At 73.1% G+C, this 17,238-nt stretch carries 11 protein-coding genes; 6 read left to right on the forward strand and 5 right to left on the reverse strand.

Annotation, left to right across the window (positions count from 1 at the left end; genetic code table 11):
* Positions 1 to 8 precede the first annotated feature (8 nt).
* Complete coding sequence (gene mnmA, locus EDD26_RS13455) at positions 9 to 1,112, reverse strand: tRNA 2-thiouridine(34) synthase MnmA (protein WP_123698608.1); 1,104 nt, start codon at positions 1,110 to 1,112, stop codon at positions 9 to 11.
* Positions 1,113 to 1,169: 57 nt separating this feature from the next.
* On the opposite strand from mnmA, the gene EDD26_RS13460 reads away from it, so the two are divergent.
* Both EDD26_RS13460 and EDD26_RS13465 read left to right on the forward strand, forming a co-directional pair.
* Complete coding sequence (locus tag EDD26_RS13460) at positions 1,170 to 1,943, forward strand: glycosyltransferase family 2 protein (RefSeq protein WP_123698173.1); 774 nt, start codon at positions 1,170 to 1,172, stop codon at positions 1,941 to 1,943.
* Positions 1,940 to 2,500, forward strand: a complete 561-nt coding sequence (locus EDD26_RS13465) for a DUF2238 domain-containing protein (RefSeq protein WP_123698174.1) — start codon at positions 1,940 to 1,942, stop codon at positions 2,498 to 2,500. The genes EDD26_RS13460 and EDD26_RS13465 overlap by 4 nt, the downstream gene beginning before the upstream one ends.
* Positions 2,501 to 2,530: 30 nt before the next feature.
* On the opposite strand, the gene EDD26_RS13470 is transcribed toward EDD26_RS13465, so the two are convergent.
* Entirely contained in the window at positions 2,531 to 3,712 is a 1,182-nt protein-coding gene (locus EDD26_RS13470; protein ID WP_123698175.1) for a cysteine desulfurase family protein, read from the reverse strand.
* Between the two features lie 20 nt (positions 3,713 to 3,732).
* Here EDD26_RS13470 and glgX point away from each other — a divergent pair, with 20 nt between their 5' ends.
* Positions 3,733 to 5,862, forward strand: coding sequence for a glycogen debranching protein GlgX (glgX, locus tag EDD26_RS13475; RefSeq protein ID WP_245989921.1), 2,130 nt, complete (start codon positions 3,733 to 3,735; stop codon positions 5,860 to 5,862).
* A 34-nt stretch (positions 5,863 to 5,896) separates the two neighbouring features.
* Here glgX and glgP read toward each other — a convergent pair whose 3' ends face one another.
* Complete coding sequence (gene glgP / locus EDD26_RS13480; protein WP_123698176.1) at positions 5,897 to 8,434, reverse strand: alpha-glucan family phosphorylase; 2,538 nt, start codon at positions 8,432 to 8,434, stop codon at positions 5,897 to 5,899.
* Between the two features lie 85 nt (positions 8,435 to 8,519).
* Here glgP and EDD26_RS13485 point away from each other — a divergent pair, with 85 nt between their 5' ends.
* On the forward strand, positions 8,520 to 10,511 hold the full coding sequence (locus EDD26_RS13485; RefSeq protein ID WP_123698610.1) for an alpha-1,4-glucan--maltose-1-phosphate maltosyltransferase: 1,992 nt from the start codon (positions 8,520 to 8,522) through the stop codon (positions 10,509 to 10,511).
* Positions 10,508 to 12,703 carry a 1,4-alpha-glucan branching protein GlgB gene (gene glgB, locus EDD26_RS13490; RefSeq protein WP_123698177.1) on the forward strand — a complete coding sequence of 732 codons (2,196 nt, stop codon included), beginning with the start codon at positions 10,508 to 10,510 and terminating at the stop codon, positions 12,701 to 12,703. The genes EDD26_RS13485 and glgB overlap by 4 nt, the downstream gene beginning before the upstream one ends.
* 430 nt (positions 12,704 to 13,133) lie before the next feature.
* Here glgB and EDD26_RS13495 read toward each other — a convergent pair whose 3' ends face one another.
* Both EDD26_RS13495 and EDD26_RS13500 read right to left on the reverse strand, forming a co-directional pair.
* Positions 13,134 to 14,033 carry a tetratricopeptide repeat protein gene (locus EDD26_RS13495; RefSeq protein ID WP_123698178.1) on the reverse strand — a complete coding sequence of 300 codons (900 nt, stop codon included), beginning with the start codon at positions 14,031 to 14,033 and terminating at the stop codon, positions 13,134 to 13,136.
* A gap of 23 nt (positions 14,034 to 14,056) precedes the next feature.
* On the reverse strand, positions 14,057 to 15,976 hold the full coding sequence (locus EDD26_RS13500) for a DUF8094 domain-containing protein (protein WP_148058749.1): 1,920 nt from the start codon (positions 15,974 to 15,976) through the stop codon (positions 14,057 to 14,059).
* 186 nt (positions 15,977 to 16,162) lie between these two features.
* On the opposite strand from EDD26_RS13500, the gene EDD26_RS13505 reads away from it, so the two are divergent.
* On the forward strand, positions 16,163 to 17,230 hold the full coding sequence (locus tag EDD26_RS13505) for an AI-2E family transporter (protein WP_123698180.1): 1,068 nt from the start codon (positions 16,163 to 16,165) through the stop codon (positions 17,228 to 17,230).
* Positions 17,231 to 17,238: the final 8 nt, after the last annotated feature.

A 17,238-nucleotide genomic window follows, 5' to 3' on the forward strand; every position in this document is an offset into this window, starting at 1 on the left:
GAGGCGCGCTACGCCGCCACGACGTCGGCGGCGACCGTGCGGTCGATCGTGCACTGCCCGAGCACCCGCGTGCCGAGGTACAGCACGGCCGACTGCCCGGTCGCGACGCCGCTGAGCGGCACCGCCGGCTCGATCACGAGCTCGTCGCCGTCCATCCGCGCTCGCGCGGGCACGGTATCGGCGTGCGCGCGGATCTGCACCTCGACGTCGAGCCCGTCGGCGAGCTGCGGATGCACCGCGCCGGCATGCGAGATCCGGGTGCCCGCGAGGCGCACGACATCGAGGGCCTCCTTCGGCCCGACGACGAGCTGCCGCGTCGACGGCTTCACCTCGAGCACGAAGCGAGGGCGCCCATCCGGCGACGGCACGCCGAGCGAGAGGCCGCGCCGCTGCCCGACCGTGTAGCCGTGCACGCCGTCATGGCCCCCGACCACGCGGCCGTCGCGGTCGACGATGTCGCCCGGATCGGCGCCGAGCCGCTCGGCGAGGAACCCGCGGGTGTCGCCGTCCGGGATGAAGCAGATGTCGTGGCTGTCGGGCTTCTGCGCGAGCAGGAACCCGCGCTCGGCCGCCTCGGCGCGCACGGCCGCCTTCGTCGGCGTGTCCGCGAGCGGGAACCAGCAGTGGGCGAGCTGGGCGGCGGTGAGCACGCCCAGCACGTAGGACTGGTCCTTCGCCCAGTCCGCCGCCCGGTGCAGCTCGACGCCATCGGCGGTGCGCTCGACCCGCGCATAGTGGCCGGTCACGACCCGGTCGAAGCCCAGCCCGATCGCGCGGTCGAGCAGCGCCTCGAACTTGATGCGCTCGTTGCACCGCAGGCACGGGTTGGGCGTCCTGCCCGCCGCGTACTCGTCGACGAAGTCCTGCACCACGTCGCCGTGGAAGCGCTCGGAGAAGTCCCACACGTAGAACGGGATGCCGAGGCGGTCGGCGACGCGGCGCGCGTCCATCGCGTCCTCGACGGTGCAGCAGCCGCGGCTGCCGGTGCGGAGCGTGCCGGGCATGCGGCTGAGCGCGAGGTGCACGCCGACGACCTCGTGCCCGGCGTCGACCGCGCGCGCGGCCGCGACCGCGGAGTCCACCCCGCCCGACATGGCTGCCAGCACCTTCATGCGCTCCACCTCCGCGTGCCAGGGTACCGATCGGGCGCGGCGTGCGAGGCTGGTGGGGTGAGCGCCCAGTCGACGACGCCCTCGCGCGTCTCCGTCGTCATCCCGGTGCGCGACGACGCGGTCGCGCTGCGGGGCTGCCTCGCCCGCCTCGCGGCGCAGTCGGTGGTGCCCCTCGAGATCATCGTGGTCGACAACGGCAGCACCGACGACAGCGCCGCGGTCGCCCTCGCCGGCGGTGCGCGCGTCGTCGAGGAGCTCCGCCCCGGCGTGGGTGCGGCCGCCGCGTGCGGCTACGACGCCGCGCGCGGCGACGTGATCGCCCGCTGTGACGCCGACTCGCGCGTGCCGGTCGACTGGGTGGCGCGGATCGCCGATGCGTTCGCCCACGACGCGGCGCTCGACGCCATCACCGGTCCGGGCCGGTTCCACGACGTGCCGGCGCCCTGGGCGGGGCTCGCGAGCGTCGCCTACGCGTTCGGCACGTTCGTCGTCGCGGGCGCCGCGATCGGCAACGTGCCGCTCTGGGGATCGAACATGGCGCTGCGGCGCTCGGCGTGGACGGCGATCGCGCACCGCGCCACGCGCGACGACGCCGACGTGCACGACGACCTCGACGTGGCGATGCGCCTCGGACCCGCGGCGCGGATCCGCTTCGACCCGCGCATGCGCGTGAGCGCGGAGGGCCGCATCTTCCGCAGCCGCGACGACGTGCGCCGTCGCGTCTCGGTCGCGATGCGCACGTTCCGCCGCAACTGGGCCGAGGGCGGCTCCCCCGGCCGCCGCTGGGCGCGCCGGCTCTCCCCGAGCCGGCTGCGACGCGTGCGCGGATGAGCGCGCGCGTGCTCGAGCTGGGGCGGTGGCACGCCACCGACGCGCTGCGGCTCGTGATCCTCGCCTCCATCCCGGTCGCGTGGCTCATCGCCGGCCCGCCTTCCGCCGCCGCGATGCTGCTCGTGCTGGGCGGGTCGATGCTCACGCGCATCGCGCCTATCTCGAGCCCGGTCGACCTCACGACGCAGGCGGTGCTCCTCGCGGCAGCCTGGTGCGCGACGCTCGGGCTCTACGAGACCGTGCCCGCCCTCGACCTCATCGCGCACGTCGCCTCGGGCGCGGTGCTCGCGCTCCTCGCGCGGGCGCTGCTGCTCCAGGCCGGGCTGCTCCCCGGCCGCGACGGCGGTCGGGCGGCGGCCGCGCGCATGCTCCACGTCGTCAGCGGGGTGGCGCTGCTGGGGCTGCTGTGGGAGCTCGGCGAGTGGGCCGGGAACGCGCTCATCACGACCGCGATCCGCGTCGGCTACGCCGACACGCTGAGCGACCTCGTCGCCGACGTGGTCGGAGCGATCGTCGCCGTGGTGGTCGTCGAGCTCGCGCGGCGGCGCGCGGCCTGAGCGCGACGCGCGGTCACCGCGCGGGGTGGTTCAAAGTGAACGGGCCCGCGCGATCGCCGCGGGCAGGGCTGCCAGCAGGGCATCCACGTCCTGGGCCGTCGTCGTGCGGCCGAGCGAGAGCCGCAGCGGCGCGACGCCCGTGACGCCGCACGCGCGCACGACGTGCGACTCGCGCGCGACGCCTGCGGAGCATGCCGATCCGTTCGAGACCGCGAAGCCCGCCTCGTCGAGCAGGAACTGCAGCGACTCCCCTTCCGCGCCCTCCACCACGAGGTGCGCGATGTGCGGCAGCCGGTCGGGGGCGGCGAGCACGCGCACGCCGTCGAGCGACGCCGCGAGGGCGAGGATGCGGTCGGTCTCGGCGCGCAGCCGCGCCGACTCCGCGGCCAGTTCGGCCTGCGCCTCCTCCGCGGCGAGCGCGAAGAGCGAGGCGCCGAGCGCGTCCTGGGTGCCCGAGCGCAGCCCGCGCTGCTGCCCGCCGCCGTGGTGGAGCGCCTGCAGGCGCGCGTCGCGGCGCACCACGAGCGCGCCGACCCCGTGCGGTCCGCCGAGCTTGTGGCTCGCGACGCTCATGAGCGCCGCCCCCGTCTGGTCGAACCGCAGCGGCACGTGGCCGAACGCCCCGACGGCGTCGAGGTGGAGCGGCACGCCCGCGCGCGCGGCGGCATCCGCGACGGCGTCGACGGGCTGCATCGAGCCCAGCTCGTTGCTCGCGACGAGCATCGTCGCGACCGCCGCGCCGTCGGCGAGCGCCGCCGCGAAGGCGTCCGCGTCGGTGACGGCCGCGCCGTCGACGCCCACCCACCGCACCGTGGCACCCTGCCGCTCGAGCCACTCGACCGCGTCGAGCGTGGCGTGGTGCTCCGCGACCGGCACGACGAGCGCCTCGCTCGAGCCGGCATCGCGGGAGGCCCACCACGCGCCCTTGAGCGCGAGGTTGATCGACTCGGTGCCGCCGGAGGTGAGCACGACCTCGGTCGGATGGGCCCCGAGGGCCGCCGCGAGCCGCTCGCGGGCCTCCTCGAGCACCGCCCGCGCGCGCTGGCCCTCGCGGTGCGTCGACGCCGGGTTGGCGAGCGGCTCCGCGCTCGCGAGCGCGTGCCGCACGGAGTCGCGCATGGGCGTCGCGGCCGCGTGGTCGAACAGCAGCTGCCGGGCCGGTCGAGGCGCGGCGGAGCCCCGCTCGGTGGCTCGGTGCTCGGACTGGGACATGCTCCAATAGCCTAGGGCGCGTGGTGGAGTCGGGGAGTCGGGTGCGAGGCATCCAGCGCACCCCGGAGGGCCACCGCTTGACGGTGTGGTCGCGGAGCGCGACGAGCATGGAGCTGCGGCTCTTCGACCGCGACGATCCCGACTGGCTGCGGGCATCGCTGCCCATGGAGCGCGTGGGCGACGACTTCACGATCGACACCCCGCTGCTGGAGCTCGGCACCCCGTACGCCGTGGGCGTCGACGGCCCGACCGGCCCCGGTCACGCCTTCGACCCGGGCCGCCACGCCATCCCGCCGCACGCGCGCGGCATCGTGCGCACGCCGCACGGGCAGCACCGCGCGACCGTCGTCGACCCGGCCTTCGACTGGGGTGACGTGCCGCGCCCGCACGTGCCGCTCGACCGCCAGGTGATCTACGAGGCGCACGTCAAGGGGCTCACGAAGCTGAGCCCGCACATGCCGGAGGAGCTGCGCGGCACCTACGCGGGCCTCGCGCATCCGTCGACGATCGGCTACCTCAAGGACCTCGGCGTCACGACGGTGCAGCTGCTGCCGATCCACCAGTTCGTCTCGGAGCAGCGGCTCATCCGCCAGGGCCGCGTCAACTACTGGGGCTACAACACCCTCAGCTGGTTCGCGCCGCACAGCGACTACGCGTCGCGCGGCGCGCGCTTCGACGGCACGGGCGGCGTGCTGCGCGAGGTGAAGGGCATGGTGCGGCTGCTCCACGAGGCCGGCCTGCAGGTCTTCCTCGACGTCGTCTACAACCACACCGCCGAGGAGGGCGCGGACGGCCCGCCCTCGAGCCTGCGGCTCATCGACAACGCGTCCTACTACCGGACCGGCCCCGACGGCGAGTGCATCGACTACACGGGCTGCGGCAACACGCTCGACTGCTCCGAGCACGCGGCCGAGGAGCTCGTGCTCGACTCGCTGCGCTACTGGCACCGCGAGGTGCACGTCGACGGCTTCCGCTTCGACCTCGCACCCGTGCTCGGCCGCAGGGCGGACGGCGCGTTCGACCCCGAGCATCCGCTGCTGCGGCGCATCGTCACCGACCCGCTGCTCGCCGGCGCGACGATGATCGCCGAGCCGTGGGACGTCGGCCCCGACGGCTGGCAGACCGGCCGGTTCCCCGACGGCTTCGGCGAGTGGAACGACCGCTACCGCGACACCGCGCGCCAGTTCTGGCTGAGCGACTACCGCTCGTTCCGCCACGGCGGCGACGGCGCCACGGGCGTCGGCCCGCTCGCGCACGCCGTCTCCGGCTCCGAGGGGCTCATCGCCTCCGAGCGCGGCCCGCTGCAGAGCGTCAACTTCATCACCGCCCACGACGGCTTCACGCTCGCCGATCTCACCCGCTACGACCGCAAGCACAACGAGGCGAACGGCGAGGAGAACCGCGACGGCACCGACGGCAACCACTCGTACAACCACGGCATCGAGGGGCGCACCGACGACGTCGCCGTGCAGCTCGACCGCCGCAAGTCGATGCGCAACCTCCTCGGCACGCTGCTCGTCTCGGCGGGCGTGCCGATGCTCACGATGGGCGACGAGTTCGGCCGCAGCCAGCGCGGCAACAACAACGCCTACTGCCAGGACTCCGCGCTGACGTGGATGCGCTGGGACCGCCGGGACTGGCAGGACGCGTTCCTCGAGCAGACCCGCAGGCTGCTGCAGCTGCGACGCGAGCACCCCGCGCTGCGGCCGCTCGAGTACGGCCAGACCGGTCAGCGCGTGGCGGGGTCGTCGCGCCTCGACTGGTGGAACGCCGCGGGTCTGCGCATGACGATCGACGACTGGGACCACTCCCACGACCGCACGATGCAGATGCTCGCCGAGTCCACCCCCGTGGAGGAGCCGTACTCTCGCGTGCTCGTGATCTTCCACGGCTCGCCGCGCGACACGCGGGTGACGACGCCGGTCGCCGACGGGGCGACCGCGCTCGAGCTGCTGTGGGACTCCGCCGCCGATCACCAGGGCGCCGAGCGGGTCGTGCCGGGCGATGCGGTCGCCATGACTGCGATGAGCATGCGCGTGTACGCGGTGCACGGCATGCCGGCGGCAGGCGCGCCTGCGCCGACCGTGATGCGGCTGCGCTCCCCCGCGTCGCCCCCATCCCCCGCGACGACGTCGCCGCCCACCCCGTAGGGCAGGCGGCGACGGTCGCTGCGCGGAGTGCTGGTCAGCTGCGCGGGTAGGCCACCAGGCCGAGCTCCGCGTCGGAGGCGAGCATCGGGTGGCGCGGCACGACGCGCACCGTGTAGCCGAACGTGCCGGCGCGCTCGAGGCCGATCGCCGACTCGAAGCGGTGGTTGCCGTCCTCGGCGCCCGCATCGGCGAGCGGGAAGCGGCGCGCGTGGCGCAGCTCGCCCTCCTCGGTGACGGTGCCGGCGACGACCTCGACGGCGACGTCCGAGGGCTGCAGCGAGCCCAGCGCGACGAACGCCCGCACCGTCACGGCGTCGCCGATGATCGGCGGCACGTCGACGCCCTCGACCTCGACGTGGTGCACCTGCACGCCGCCGAACGCGTCGCGCATCCGCGCGGTCCACTCGGCGAAGTCGCGCGCGGCGCTCGCACCGTCTGCGGCGGCCGCAGCGGCAGCCTTCGCGGCGGGCGTGTAGAGGCGCCCGACGTACTCGGCGAGCATCCGCTCGGCCGACAGCTCGGGGCTGAGGGTCGCGAGCGTGTGCCGGATCGAGGCGATCCAGGCGGTCGGCAGGCCTCGCTCGTCGCGGTCGTAGAAGCGCGGCGCCACCTGGTGCTCGATGAGGTCGTAGAGCGCGTTCGCCTCGAACGCGTCGCGCTCGGCGGCGTCCATCTGCTCGTGCGCCGACGGGATCGCCCAGCCGTTCTTGCCGTCGAAGTACTCCTCCCACCAGCCGTCGAGGATCGACAGGTTGAGCGAGCCGTTGAGCGCTGCCTTCATGCCGCTCGTGCCGCACGCCTCGAGCGGGCGCAGCGGGTTGTTGAGCCACACGTCGCAGCCGGGGTAGAGCGACTTCGCCATCGAGATGTCGTAGTTCTCGAGGAACACGATGCGGCCGCGCACGTCCGGCTCCTGCGTGAAGCGCACGAGCTCCTGGATGAGCGCCTTGCCCATCTCGTCGGCGGGGTGCGACTTGCCGGCGATGACGAGCTGCACGGGGCGCTCGGCGTTCGTGAGGATCGAGCGCAGGCGGTCGCGGTCGTGGAGCATGAGCGTGAGCCGCTTGTAGGTCGGCACGCGCCGGGCGAAGCCGATCGTCAGCACGTCGGGGTCGAGCATGGTGTCGACCCACGACGGGACGACGCCGTCGTTGCGCTCGTGCTTGACGCGGGTGCGGTCGCGCGCCTCCTCGACGAGGTGCTCGCGCATCTCGCGGCGGACGCCCCAGAGCGTCTCGTCGGTGATCGCCTCCGACGCCCAGTCGCAGCGCGCCGTGTCGAGCGTGCCGAGCTCGCGCTCGGCGAGGTGCTTGAGGATCGGCGACGTCCAGGTCGGCGCGTGCACGCCGTTCGTCACCGAGGTGATCGGCACGTCCTGCACGTCGAAGCCGGGCCAGCGGTCCTGGAACATCTGCCGCGAGACCTTGCCGTGCAGCTTCGAGACGCCGTTCGCGCGCTGCGCGATCGAGAAGCCGAGCTGCGCCATGTTGAAGATCGTCGGGTCGGACTCGCGGCCGAGCGCGAGCACGCGCTCGACGTCGACGCCCGGCACGAGCTCGCGCGTGAGGTGGCGGCGCACGAGCTCGACGTCGAAGCGGTCGATGCCCGCGGGCACCGGCGTGTGCGTCGTGAAGACCGTGCCGGCGCGCACGAGCTGCAGGGCGGCGTCGAACGAGAGCCCGGTGGCCGTGAGCTGCGAGATGCGCTCGATGCCGAGGAACCCGGCGTGGCCCTCGTTGGAGTGGAAGACGGCCGGGACCGGCGCGCCGGTGAGCTCGCTGTAGACGGCGAGCGCGCGGACGCCGCCGATGCCGAGCAGCAGCTCCTGCTGCAGGCGCAGCTCGCCGCCGCCGCCGTAGAGGCGCTCGGCGACGCTGCGGAGGTCGGGGTCGTTCTCGTGGATGTTCGTGTCGAGCAGCAGCAGCGGCACGCGGCCGATCGTCGCGACCCAGATGCGCGCGTGCAGCGTGCGGTGCCCGGGCAGCGCGAGCGCCACCGTGGCGTGGCGGCCGTCCGGGTTGCGGAGGATCGTCAGCGGCAGGCCGTCCGGGTCGAGCACCGGGTACGACTCCTGCTGCCAGCCCTCGCGCGAGATCGCCTGCTTGAAGTAGCCGGACTGGTAGAAGAGGCCGACGCCGACGATCGGCACGCCCAGGTCGCTCGCCGCCTTGAGGTGGTCGCCGGCGAGGATGCCGAGGCCGCCCGAGTACTGCGGCAGTGCGCTCGTGATGCCGAACTCCGGCGAGAAGTAGGCGATCGACTCGGGGGCATCGTCGAGCGACTGGTACCAGCGAGCCTGCGACAGGTAGTCGTCGAGGTCGTCGGCGAGCGCGTCGACGCGCGCGACGAAGTCGTCGTCCTCGGCGAGCTGGTGCAGGCGCTCGGGGCCGACCCATCCCAGCAGCTGGACCGGATCGTGGCCGGTGGCGCGCCACCCGTCGAGGGATATCTCGCGGAACAGCTCGCGAGTCGGCTCGTGCCACGACCACCGCAGGTTGGAGGCGAGCGCCTCGAGCCTGCCGAGGCGCGCGGGAAGGGAGGTGCGGACGGTGAACTTGCGGATCGCTCTCACGAGGACAGAGCCTAGGGGCATCCTCCCCGCTCGCAGGCAGGCTCGCTACGTTAGTGCCGTGCCGAAGCAGACCAATGCCCAGCAGATGGATGTCCTGACGCCCCGGATCCCGGTGCTCGACCTCGCGCCGCAGGTGCCGGGAAACCGGTTCCCCGCGAAGGCGGTGGTGGGCGACGCGGTGCCGTTCCAGGCCGTCGCCTTCCGGGAGGGGCACGACCGCATCGGCGTGACCCTCGTGCTCCGCTCCCCCTCCGGGGCGCAGCAGCGCGTGCCCATGGAGCCGCTCCTCGACGGCTTCGACACCTACCGCGCGCTCGCCCAGGTCGACGAGCAGGGCATGTGGTCCTGGTTCGTCGAGGCCTGGTCCGACGAGTGGGCGACGTGGCACCACAACGCCGAGATCAAGATCGCCGCGGGCATCGACGTCGAGCTCATGGCGACGATGGGCGCCGACCTGCTCGAGCGCGCCGCCGCGCAGGCGCAGGCCGCGGACGCCTCGGCGCTCACGAGTGCCGCTCAGCGGATGCGCCGCACCGAGACCGCGCCGCTCCAGCGCTGGGCCGAGGTCAACGACCCCGCCGTGCTCGCCGCGGTCGACCGCAACCGGCCGCGCTCGCTCGTCAGCGCATCCGAGACGCTGCAGCTGCGCGTCGAGCGCGCGCGGGCCGCCGTCGGCGCCTGGTACGAGTTCTTCCCCCGCTCGGAGGGCGCCGAGCAGCGCGAGGACGGCAGCTGGGCCTCCGGCACGCTGACGACCGCTGCCGAGCGCCTGCCCGCCGTCAAGGCGATGGGCTTCGACGTGCTCTACCTGCCGCCGGTGCACCCGATCGGCGAGATCAACCGCAAGGGACCGAACAACACGCTCACGCCCCAGCCGGGCGACCCGGGCAGCCCGTGGGCGATCGGCTCGAAGGCGGGCGGCCACGACACGATCCACCCCGATCTCGGCACGATCGCCGACTTCCGCGCGTTCGTGCAGCGCGCCGAGGCCGAGGGCCTCGAGGTCGCGATGGACCTCGCGCTGCAAGCCGCGCCCGACCATCCCTGGGTCGCCGAGCACCCGGAGTGGTTCACGACCCTCCCGGACGGCTCGATCGCGTTCGCCGAGAACCCGCCGAAGAAGTACCAGGACATCTACCCGATCAACTTCGACCTCGACCCCGAGGGGATCCTGGCGGAGGTGCTGCGCATCCTCGAGCAGTGGATCGACTGCGGCGTCGAGATCTTCCGCGTCGACAACCCCCACACGAAGCCGCTGTGGTTCTGGGAGCGGCTCATCCGCGACGTGAACGCGGCGCACCCCGACGTCGTCTTCCTCGCCGAGGCGTTCACCCGCCCCGCGATGATGCAGGCGCTCGGCAAGGTCGGGTTCCAGCAGTCGTACACCTACTTCGCCTGGCGCAACACGAAGGCCGAGCTCGAGGAGTACCTGCGCGAGGTCACCGGTCCGCAGGCGGCGTGGTTCAAGCCCGCCTTCTGGGTCAACACCCCCGACATCCTCACCGAGTACCTGCAGTTCGGCGGCGTGCCGGCGTTCAAGGTGCGCGCGGCGATCGCGGCGACCGCCGTGCCCACGTGGGGCATGTACGCCGGCTACGAGCTGATCGAGGACGTCGCGCGGCCGGGCGCCGAGGAGGCGAACGACAACGAGAAGTTCCAGTACCGGCCGCGCGACTGGGAGCAGGCTGCGCGCAACGGCACGACGATCGCGCCCTACATCACGCGCCTCAACGAGATCCGCGCCCAGCACCCCGCCGTGCAGCAGCTGTGGGCGCTCGACGTGCACTGGTCGGACGACGACGCGATCCTCGTCTACTCGAAGCACCTCGAGGCCCGCTTCACCGCGTCGGGCGAGGACGACACGATCATCGTGGTCGCGAACGTCGACCCGCACTCGGCTCGGCAGACGACCGTGCACCTCGACCTGACGAAGCTGGGCCTGCGCCCCGGCGAGTCGTTCGAGGCGCACGACCTCATCACGGGCGAGACCTGGACGTGGAGCGACCACAACTTCGTGCGGCTCGACGCCTTCGTCGAGCCGGCTCACGTGCTGCACGTGCGACGATCGGTCGCATGATGCTCGACGAATCGACGATCCAGCAGCTGGCCGCCGGCGCGCACGCCGCACCCCACGACCTCCTCGGCGCGCATCCGGATGGCTCGGCGCACGTCGTGCGGGCCGTCCGGCACCTCGCGACGGCCGTCGAGGTCGTCGGCGAGGGCGCGACCGGCGCCGTCACGACCCCGATGGCCCACGTCGGCCACGGCCTGTGGGAGGCGAGCGTGCCGGGACCGGTGCGCCCGTACCGCCTGCGCACCACCTACGGCGACGGCGGCTCGTGGGAGTCCGAGGACCCCTACCGCTTCACCCCGACGCTCGGCGAGCTCGACCTCCACCTGTGGCGCGAGGGCCGCCACGAGCAGGCCTGGAAGGTGCTCGGCTCGCGGCTCGTCGAGCACGAGGGCGTCGCCGGTGCGGCGTTCGCCGTCTGGGCGCCCAATGCGCGCGCCGTGCGCATCATCGGCGACTTCAACGGCTGGGTCGGCCGCACGCACGCGATGCGCACCATGGGCTCGAGCGGCGTCTGGGAGCTCTTCGTGCCCGGCGACCTCGAGCACAGCGCCTACAAGTACGAGATCCTCACCGACCACGGCTGGGTGACGCGCGCCGACCCGATGGCCCGGTACACCGAGGTGCCGCCCGCGACCGCGTCGAAGATCGGCTCGAGCCGCTTCGCGTGGAGCGACGACGACTGGATGGCCGCGCGCGCCGCCCGCGACGTGCACAACTCCCCCATGTCGACCTACGAGCTGCACTTCGGCTCCTGGCGGCCGGGCCTCGGCTACCGCGAGATGGCGGATGCGCTCATCGAGCACCTGGAGGAGACGGGCTTCACGCACGTCGAGTTCATGCCGCTCGCCGAGCACCCGTTCGGCGGCTCCTGGGGCTACCAGGTCACCGGCTACTTCGCGCCGACGAGCCGCTTCGGCCACCCCGACGACCTGCGCTACCTCATCGACCGCCTGCACCGCGCCGGCTACGGCGTGATCATGGACTGGGTGCCCGGTCACTTCCCGAAGGACGAGTGGGCGCTCGCGCGCTTCGACGGCCGGCCGCTCTACGAGCACCCGGACCCCCGGCGCGGCGACCAGCCCGACTGGGGCACGCACGTGTTCGACTTCGGCCGCCCGGAGGTGAAGAACTTCCTGGTCGCGAACGCCGTGTACTGGATGGAGGAGTTCCACATCGACGGCCTGCGGGTCGACGCGGTCGCCTCGATGCTCTACCTCGACTACTCGCGCAACGAGGGCGAGTGGCTGCCCAACGTGCACGGCGGCCGCGAGCACCTCGAGGCGATCTCGCTGCTGCAGGAGGTCAACGCGACGGTCTACCGCCGCTGCCCCGGCATCATCATGATCGCCGAGGAGTCGACGTCGTGGCCGGGCGTGACGAAGCCCACGAGCGCCGGCGGCCTCGGCTTCGGCATGAAGTGGAACATGGGCTGGATGCACGACACGCTCCAGTACATGGCGGTCGACCCGATGTACCGGTCGCACCACCACGGCGAGATCACGTTCTCGTTCCTCTACGCGTTCAGCGAGCAGTTCCTGCTGCCCATCAGCCACGACGAGGTCGTGCACGGCAAGGGATCGCTGCTCAACAAGATGCCCGGCGACCAGTGGCAGAAGCTCGCCTCGGTGCGCGCCTACCTGACGTTCATGTGGGCGCACCCCGGCAAGCAGCTGCTCTTCATGGGCCAGGAGTTCGGGCAGCCGAGCGAGTGGAGCGAGGCGCGCGGCCTCGACTGGTGGATCCTCGACCAGCCGGTGCACCGCGGGCTCATGTCGCTCGTCTCGCAGCTCAACCGCGTCTACCGCGAGACCGAGGCGCTGTGGCTGCGCGACAACGAGCCCGGCGGCTTCGAGTGGATCGACGGCGGCAACTCGTCCGACAACGTCATCGCGTTCCTGCGGTGGGGCGCGAACGGCGACCCGGTCGCGGCGATCATGAACTTCTCCGGCCGGCCCATCGAGGGCTACCGGATGGGGCTGCCGTTCGCCGGCGAGTGGGAGGAGCTCGTGAACTCCGACGCGGTCGAGTACGGCGGCTCGGGCGTCGGCAACCTGGGCACCGTGCACGCGACCGGCGACCCGTGGGGCGGCCGCCCCGCATCCGCGACGGTCACCATCCCGCCGCTCGCGGGCCTGATCCTGCGCCCGAAGGCCTCCGCGAAGCGGCTCCCGGCGACCGAGCCCGCCTCCAGCTGACAGGCGCCCTCGCGTGCGTGGCGCCGCCCGGGCTCGGGCGGCGCCACTCGCATGCGAGCGGTCACCCCCACGCCCGAGCGGTCACCCCCACGCGCGAGCGGTCACTCCCACGCCCGAGCGGTCACTCCCACGCCCGAGCGGTCACTCCCACGCCCGAGCGGTCACTCCCACGCCCGGACCGACGAACGCATCCCGTGCTCGCGGCTGACCTGCGGAACTGACCGGTCATCTGCGGACCTGACCACCCACGCTCCAGACTGACCACTCACGGACCGGACTGACCACTCACTCGCCGGATCGACCACGCTCCCGTGCGAGCGACCGTGCACCTTCCCGGACGGCCTCTCGGCCGCTGCACGCGCCCGCGGGCGACCACCTCGACGCCACAGCGGGCCGGGCGCCGGCGGCGCGTGCGGCCGGGCGCCGGCGGCTAGTACAGCAGCGTGGTGAGGCGGCGGCGGGCCGCGTGCACGCGCGGGTCGTCGAGTCCGACGATCTCGAAGTAGTCGAGCAGCCGCAGCCGCACGTCCTGCTTCTCGTCGCCGACGAGCGTCGCCATGAGGTCGAGCAGGCGCAGGAACGCGTCCTCGACGTGGCCGCCCGAGAGGTCGAGGTCGGCGGCGAGCAGCTGCGCCTCGGTGTCCCGAGGCTGCGCGGCGGCCGCGGACCGGATGTCGTCGGCGGAGCGGTCGCGCAGCCGCGCGAGCAGGCGCACCTGCGCGAGGCCGGCGATCGCGTCGGTGTCGCGCGGGTTCTGCGCGATGGCCTTCTCGAACGCGGCGATCGCCGTGTCGAGGTCGCCGGCGTCGATCGCGTCGTACGCCTCCTGGTGCAGCGGCGGCAGGGGCTCGGGCTCCGGCTCTGCGTCCGCGGGCGCGTCGCCCACCGGCACGCGGCCGGTGATGCCCTGCTGCTCGGCGAACGCGAGCACCTGCTCGAGGACGTCCTTGACCTGGTCCTCCGGCAGCGCACCGGTGAACAGCGGCGCAGGCCGTCCGCCGATGACGGCGGCGACGGTCGGGATCGACTGCGCGTTGAACGCCTGCACGAGCTGCGGGTTCTGGTCGGCGTCGACCTTCGCGAGCACGAGCCGGCCGCCGTAGCCCTCGACGAGGCGCTCGAGCACCGGCGAGAGCTGCTTGCACGGCCCGCACCACTCGGCCCAGATGTCGATGATCACGGGCACGCTGCTCGACAGCTCGACGATCTGGCCGAAGTCGGCGTCGCCGATGTCGACGATCACGCCGGGCGCACCGCCCTGGGCGCGCTCGGGCGCCGGCGGCTGGTCCCGCCGAGCGGCGAGCGCCGAGAGGTCGATGGCCCCACCCATGGATGCCGGAAGCTGCGTATCGGTCACTGTCCCACCTCGTTCGCGTCGAGCAGCGCCTGGCTGTACCCGACGACCTGGATCTGCGTGCCCTCCGGTGCATCGGCCGGCGGCACGGCGAAGAGCACCTGGATCTGGTACGTCGTCTCGATGCCCGCGGTCGTCTCCTGGACGCCCGCGAGGCTGGCGGCGGCGCCGCTCGTCGAGATCTCGACGCCCTCCTCCTTCGGAGTGACGCGCACCGTCTCGTTGAACGACGTCGCGAGCAGCGCGCCGCCCTCGTTCGTCACCAGCATGAGCGGTGCGGGGGCGTCGCCCGCCGCCCCCCACTCGAGCACCGAGAGCGCGAACTCCGGCCGCTGGATGAGCTCGTCCTTCGCGGCGCGGCCGAGGTCGGCGCGCAGGGTGTCGCCGTCCTCGCGGAACCACGCGGCGAACTCGGAGGCGTCACCCCGCAGCAGCAGGTCGGCGTACGCGTCGGTGATCTCGGTCGGGCGGCGCTGCAGCAGCGGGGTGTCGCCCGGCAGGCTCGCGGCACCGATCGTGGGGCTCGCGACGGCGGGCAGCTGCACGCCGGACGCGAGCGTCGTCTGGTAGACGAGCCGGTAGTCGGCGCGGGCGTCGGCCTGCTCGAAGACGAGCGCCGACTGCGCGCGCGCCTCGTCCTGCCACGCGACGACCGCCATGACCGTGCGCGGCCAGACCTCGGTCTGCTGCGGCAGGATCAGCTGCACGTCGCCGTCCGGGATCCCCGGCAGCGGCTCGACCTCGCCGTTGAGGCCGCGCACCTCGTAGTTCGTGGTGCGGGCGTCGAGCACCGCACCGCCGACGCGGGTCGAGACCTGCTCCAGGTCGCGCGCCTCGTCGGCGGCAGCGGTCACCGTCCGCGTCTCCTCCAGCACGCGGTCGAACTGGTTCTCGGTGAGCGCGACCGGAGGCAGCGTGTCCTCGAGGCTCGTCGGCGTGGGCTCCTCGGTCGCCGCGGGCGTCGAGGGGCCGCTCGGCCAGTACTGCGGCCCGCAGCCCGTGAGCGCCACGACCGCGACGATCGGCAGCGCGATCATGCCGAAGCGGCGGCGGCCGGTCGGCGCGGCGGTGCGCTCGGCCGTGCCGCGCGACCGGTCCGTCGTCGCATCCGTCTGCGGCTCGTCCGTCGCGTCCGTGGCCGCCTGCGAGCTGTCGGGGGCGTCGACGGCATCGGGGGCGATGACCGCGTCCGAGGCGCCTGTCGCGCCCGCGTCAGCCGTCGGCGCCTCGATCGCGCCCTGGGCGGGTCCGACCGCACCCCGCGGCGTGCCCTCCCGGGCGTCGCGCACGAGCGCACGGCGCTCCGCGCGGGTCAGCTCGCGGTGCGAGCGGCGCTGCGGACCGCGGCGCCGGCGGTGGCGGCGCAGCGCCAGCAGGAACAGCACGAGCGCCAGCGCGAGGAAGACGAGGCCCGCGGTGATGAGCGGCCCGAAGAGCGGGGTCTTGGCGTCGAAGGGCCACTCGACCCGCACGTCGGCAGGTGCGGCGGTGCCGGGCTCACCGGCGATCGCGATCGAGTACCCGACCGGCAGGTCGATCGAGAAGCTGACCTCGCCCTCGCCGGCGTGCTCCTCGATCCACATGTCGCTGCCCGCGAGCTGCGGCACGGCGTCGCTGCTGCCCGACTGCTCCGTGAGCGTGAGCGCATCCGACTCGTCGATGCCCGCGACGGCGTGCGCCGTCTCGCCCACCCAGCCGAGCACGTCGTGCTCGCGGCCGACGACGGCGGTGATCGGCCCGTCGCCGGTGATGACGACGCTCTGCCTGCCGTCGTGCGCGTTCATGGTCGTGCCGGGGATCACGAGGATCTGCGAGTCGGTGGCGGTGTCGAGCTGCGAGACGATCGACTCCGGCGGAGCCCAGATGGTGCGCTGTCCGATGCCGAGCCCGAGCAGCACGAGCGAGATCACGAGGCTCACGGCCGCGAGGATGTATCGCACGAGTCAGAGGTCCTTTCACGCTCACCGGCGGATCCGGCGGGCCGTCCGGGCAGGACGGCGCAGAGCGGGCAAGCCTCCAGGGTACCGGGAGGTCCTGAGCCTGCCAACCCCGGCCGCGGGCGGGGCGGCAGGGGCGCCCGTCGGCGCGACCCTAGGATTGCCGATGTGAAGATCCGCAACGGTTTCCTGCTCGGCCTCGTCGGTGGCCTCGGCGTGCTGCTCGCGCTCGCCATCGGCGTCGCGGTGCAGCAGATCAGCACCGTGCTCGTGTGGGCCTTCGCCGGCATCTTCCTCGCGCTCGGCGTCGAGCCGGTCATCCAGTTCTTCATCCGCCGCGGCGTGCCCCGATGGGCTGCGGTGCTCGTGATCTTCGCGCTGATCCTCGGCATCGCGGTCGGTGCGACCTGGCTCATCGTGCCGACGATCGTCGCGCAGTTCGCGGTGCTCGTGCAGTCGATCGTCGCGGAGATCGAGGGCGGCGCATTCGAGAGCGTGCTCGAGTGGGTGCGCGAGACGTTCCCGCAGTTCGACGTCGACGGCTCGCTCCAGCAGCTGAGCGAGGCCCTGAGCGACTTCAACACCTGGTCGAGCCTGCCGCCCTGGGTCGCCGACATCGCCGCGGGCATCGTCGGCGGTGCGGTGCAGGTCGTGTTCGCCATCGGCGGCCTGCTCATCGTGCTCGTGCTGATGCTCTACTTCACGGGCTCGATGCCCGCGCTGAAGTCGGGCATGTACCGGCTCGTGCCGGCGTCGTCGCGGCCCAAGTTCATCGAGATCGCCGAGCAGATCATGCGGTCGGTCGGCCGCTTCGTGCTCGGCCAGGGCGCGCTCGGCCTGCTCAACGGCGTGCTGTCGTTCATCGTGCTGTCGATCGTCGGCTCCGAGCTCGCGGGCGTCTACGCGGTGATCGCGCTCATCGCCTCCACGATCCCGCTCGTCGGCACGATCTCGGCCTCGGTGGTCATCTCGCTGCTCGTGCTGCTGCTCGACGGGCCCCAGACCGCGCTGCCCGTGGCCATCTGGTACCTCATCTACATGCAGCTCGAGGCCTACGTCATCAGCCCGCAGATCATGAACCGCGCGGTCAAGGTGCCGGGCGTCGTCGTCGTGCTGGCCGCCCTCATCGGCGGCACGCTGCTCGGCATCCTGGGCGCGCTCGTCGCGATCCCGATCGCGGCGGCGATCCAGCTGATCCTGAAGGAAGTCGTCATCCCCCGGCAGGACTCGAAGTAGCCCAGCCG

Source organism: Agrococcus jenensis, from assembly GCF_003752465.1.
In the GTDB taxonomy this organism is placed as follows: domain Bacteria; phylum Actinomycetota; class Actinomycetes; order Actinomycetales; family Microbacteriaceae; genus Agrococcus; species Agrococcus jenensis.

What these genes read in the sequence shown, in the direction of transcription:
- EDD26_RS13495 (WP_123698178.1), bottom strand. Translation starts at nt 14,033, where the DNA reads ATGGGTGGGGCCATCGACCTCTCGGCGCTCGCCGCTCGGCGGGACCAG.
- glgB (WP_123698177.1), top strand. Translation starts at nt 10,508, where the DNA reads ATGATGCTCGACGAATCGACGATCCAGCAGCTGGCCGCCGGCGCGCAC.
- mnmA (WP_123698608.1), bottom strand. Translation starts at nt 1,112, where the DNA reads ATGAAGGTGCTGGCAGCCATGTCGGGCGGGGTGGACTCCGCGGTCGCG.
- EDD26_RS13465 (WP_123698174.1), top strand. Translation starts at nt 1,940, where the DNA reads ATGAGCGCGCGCGTGCTCGAGCTGGGGCGGTGGCACGCCACCGACGCG.
- EDD26_RS13485 (WP_123698610.1), top strand. Translation starts at nt 8,520, where the DNA reads ATGGATGTCCTGACGCCCCGGATCCCGGTGCTCGACCTCGCGCCGCAG.
- EDD26_RS13470 (WP_123698175.1), bottom strand. Translation starts at nt 3,712, where the DNA reads ATGTCCCAGTCCGAGCACCGAGCCACCGAGCGGGGCTCCGCCGCGCCT.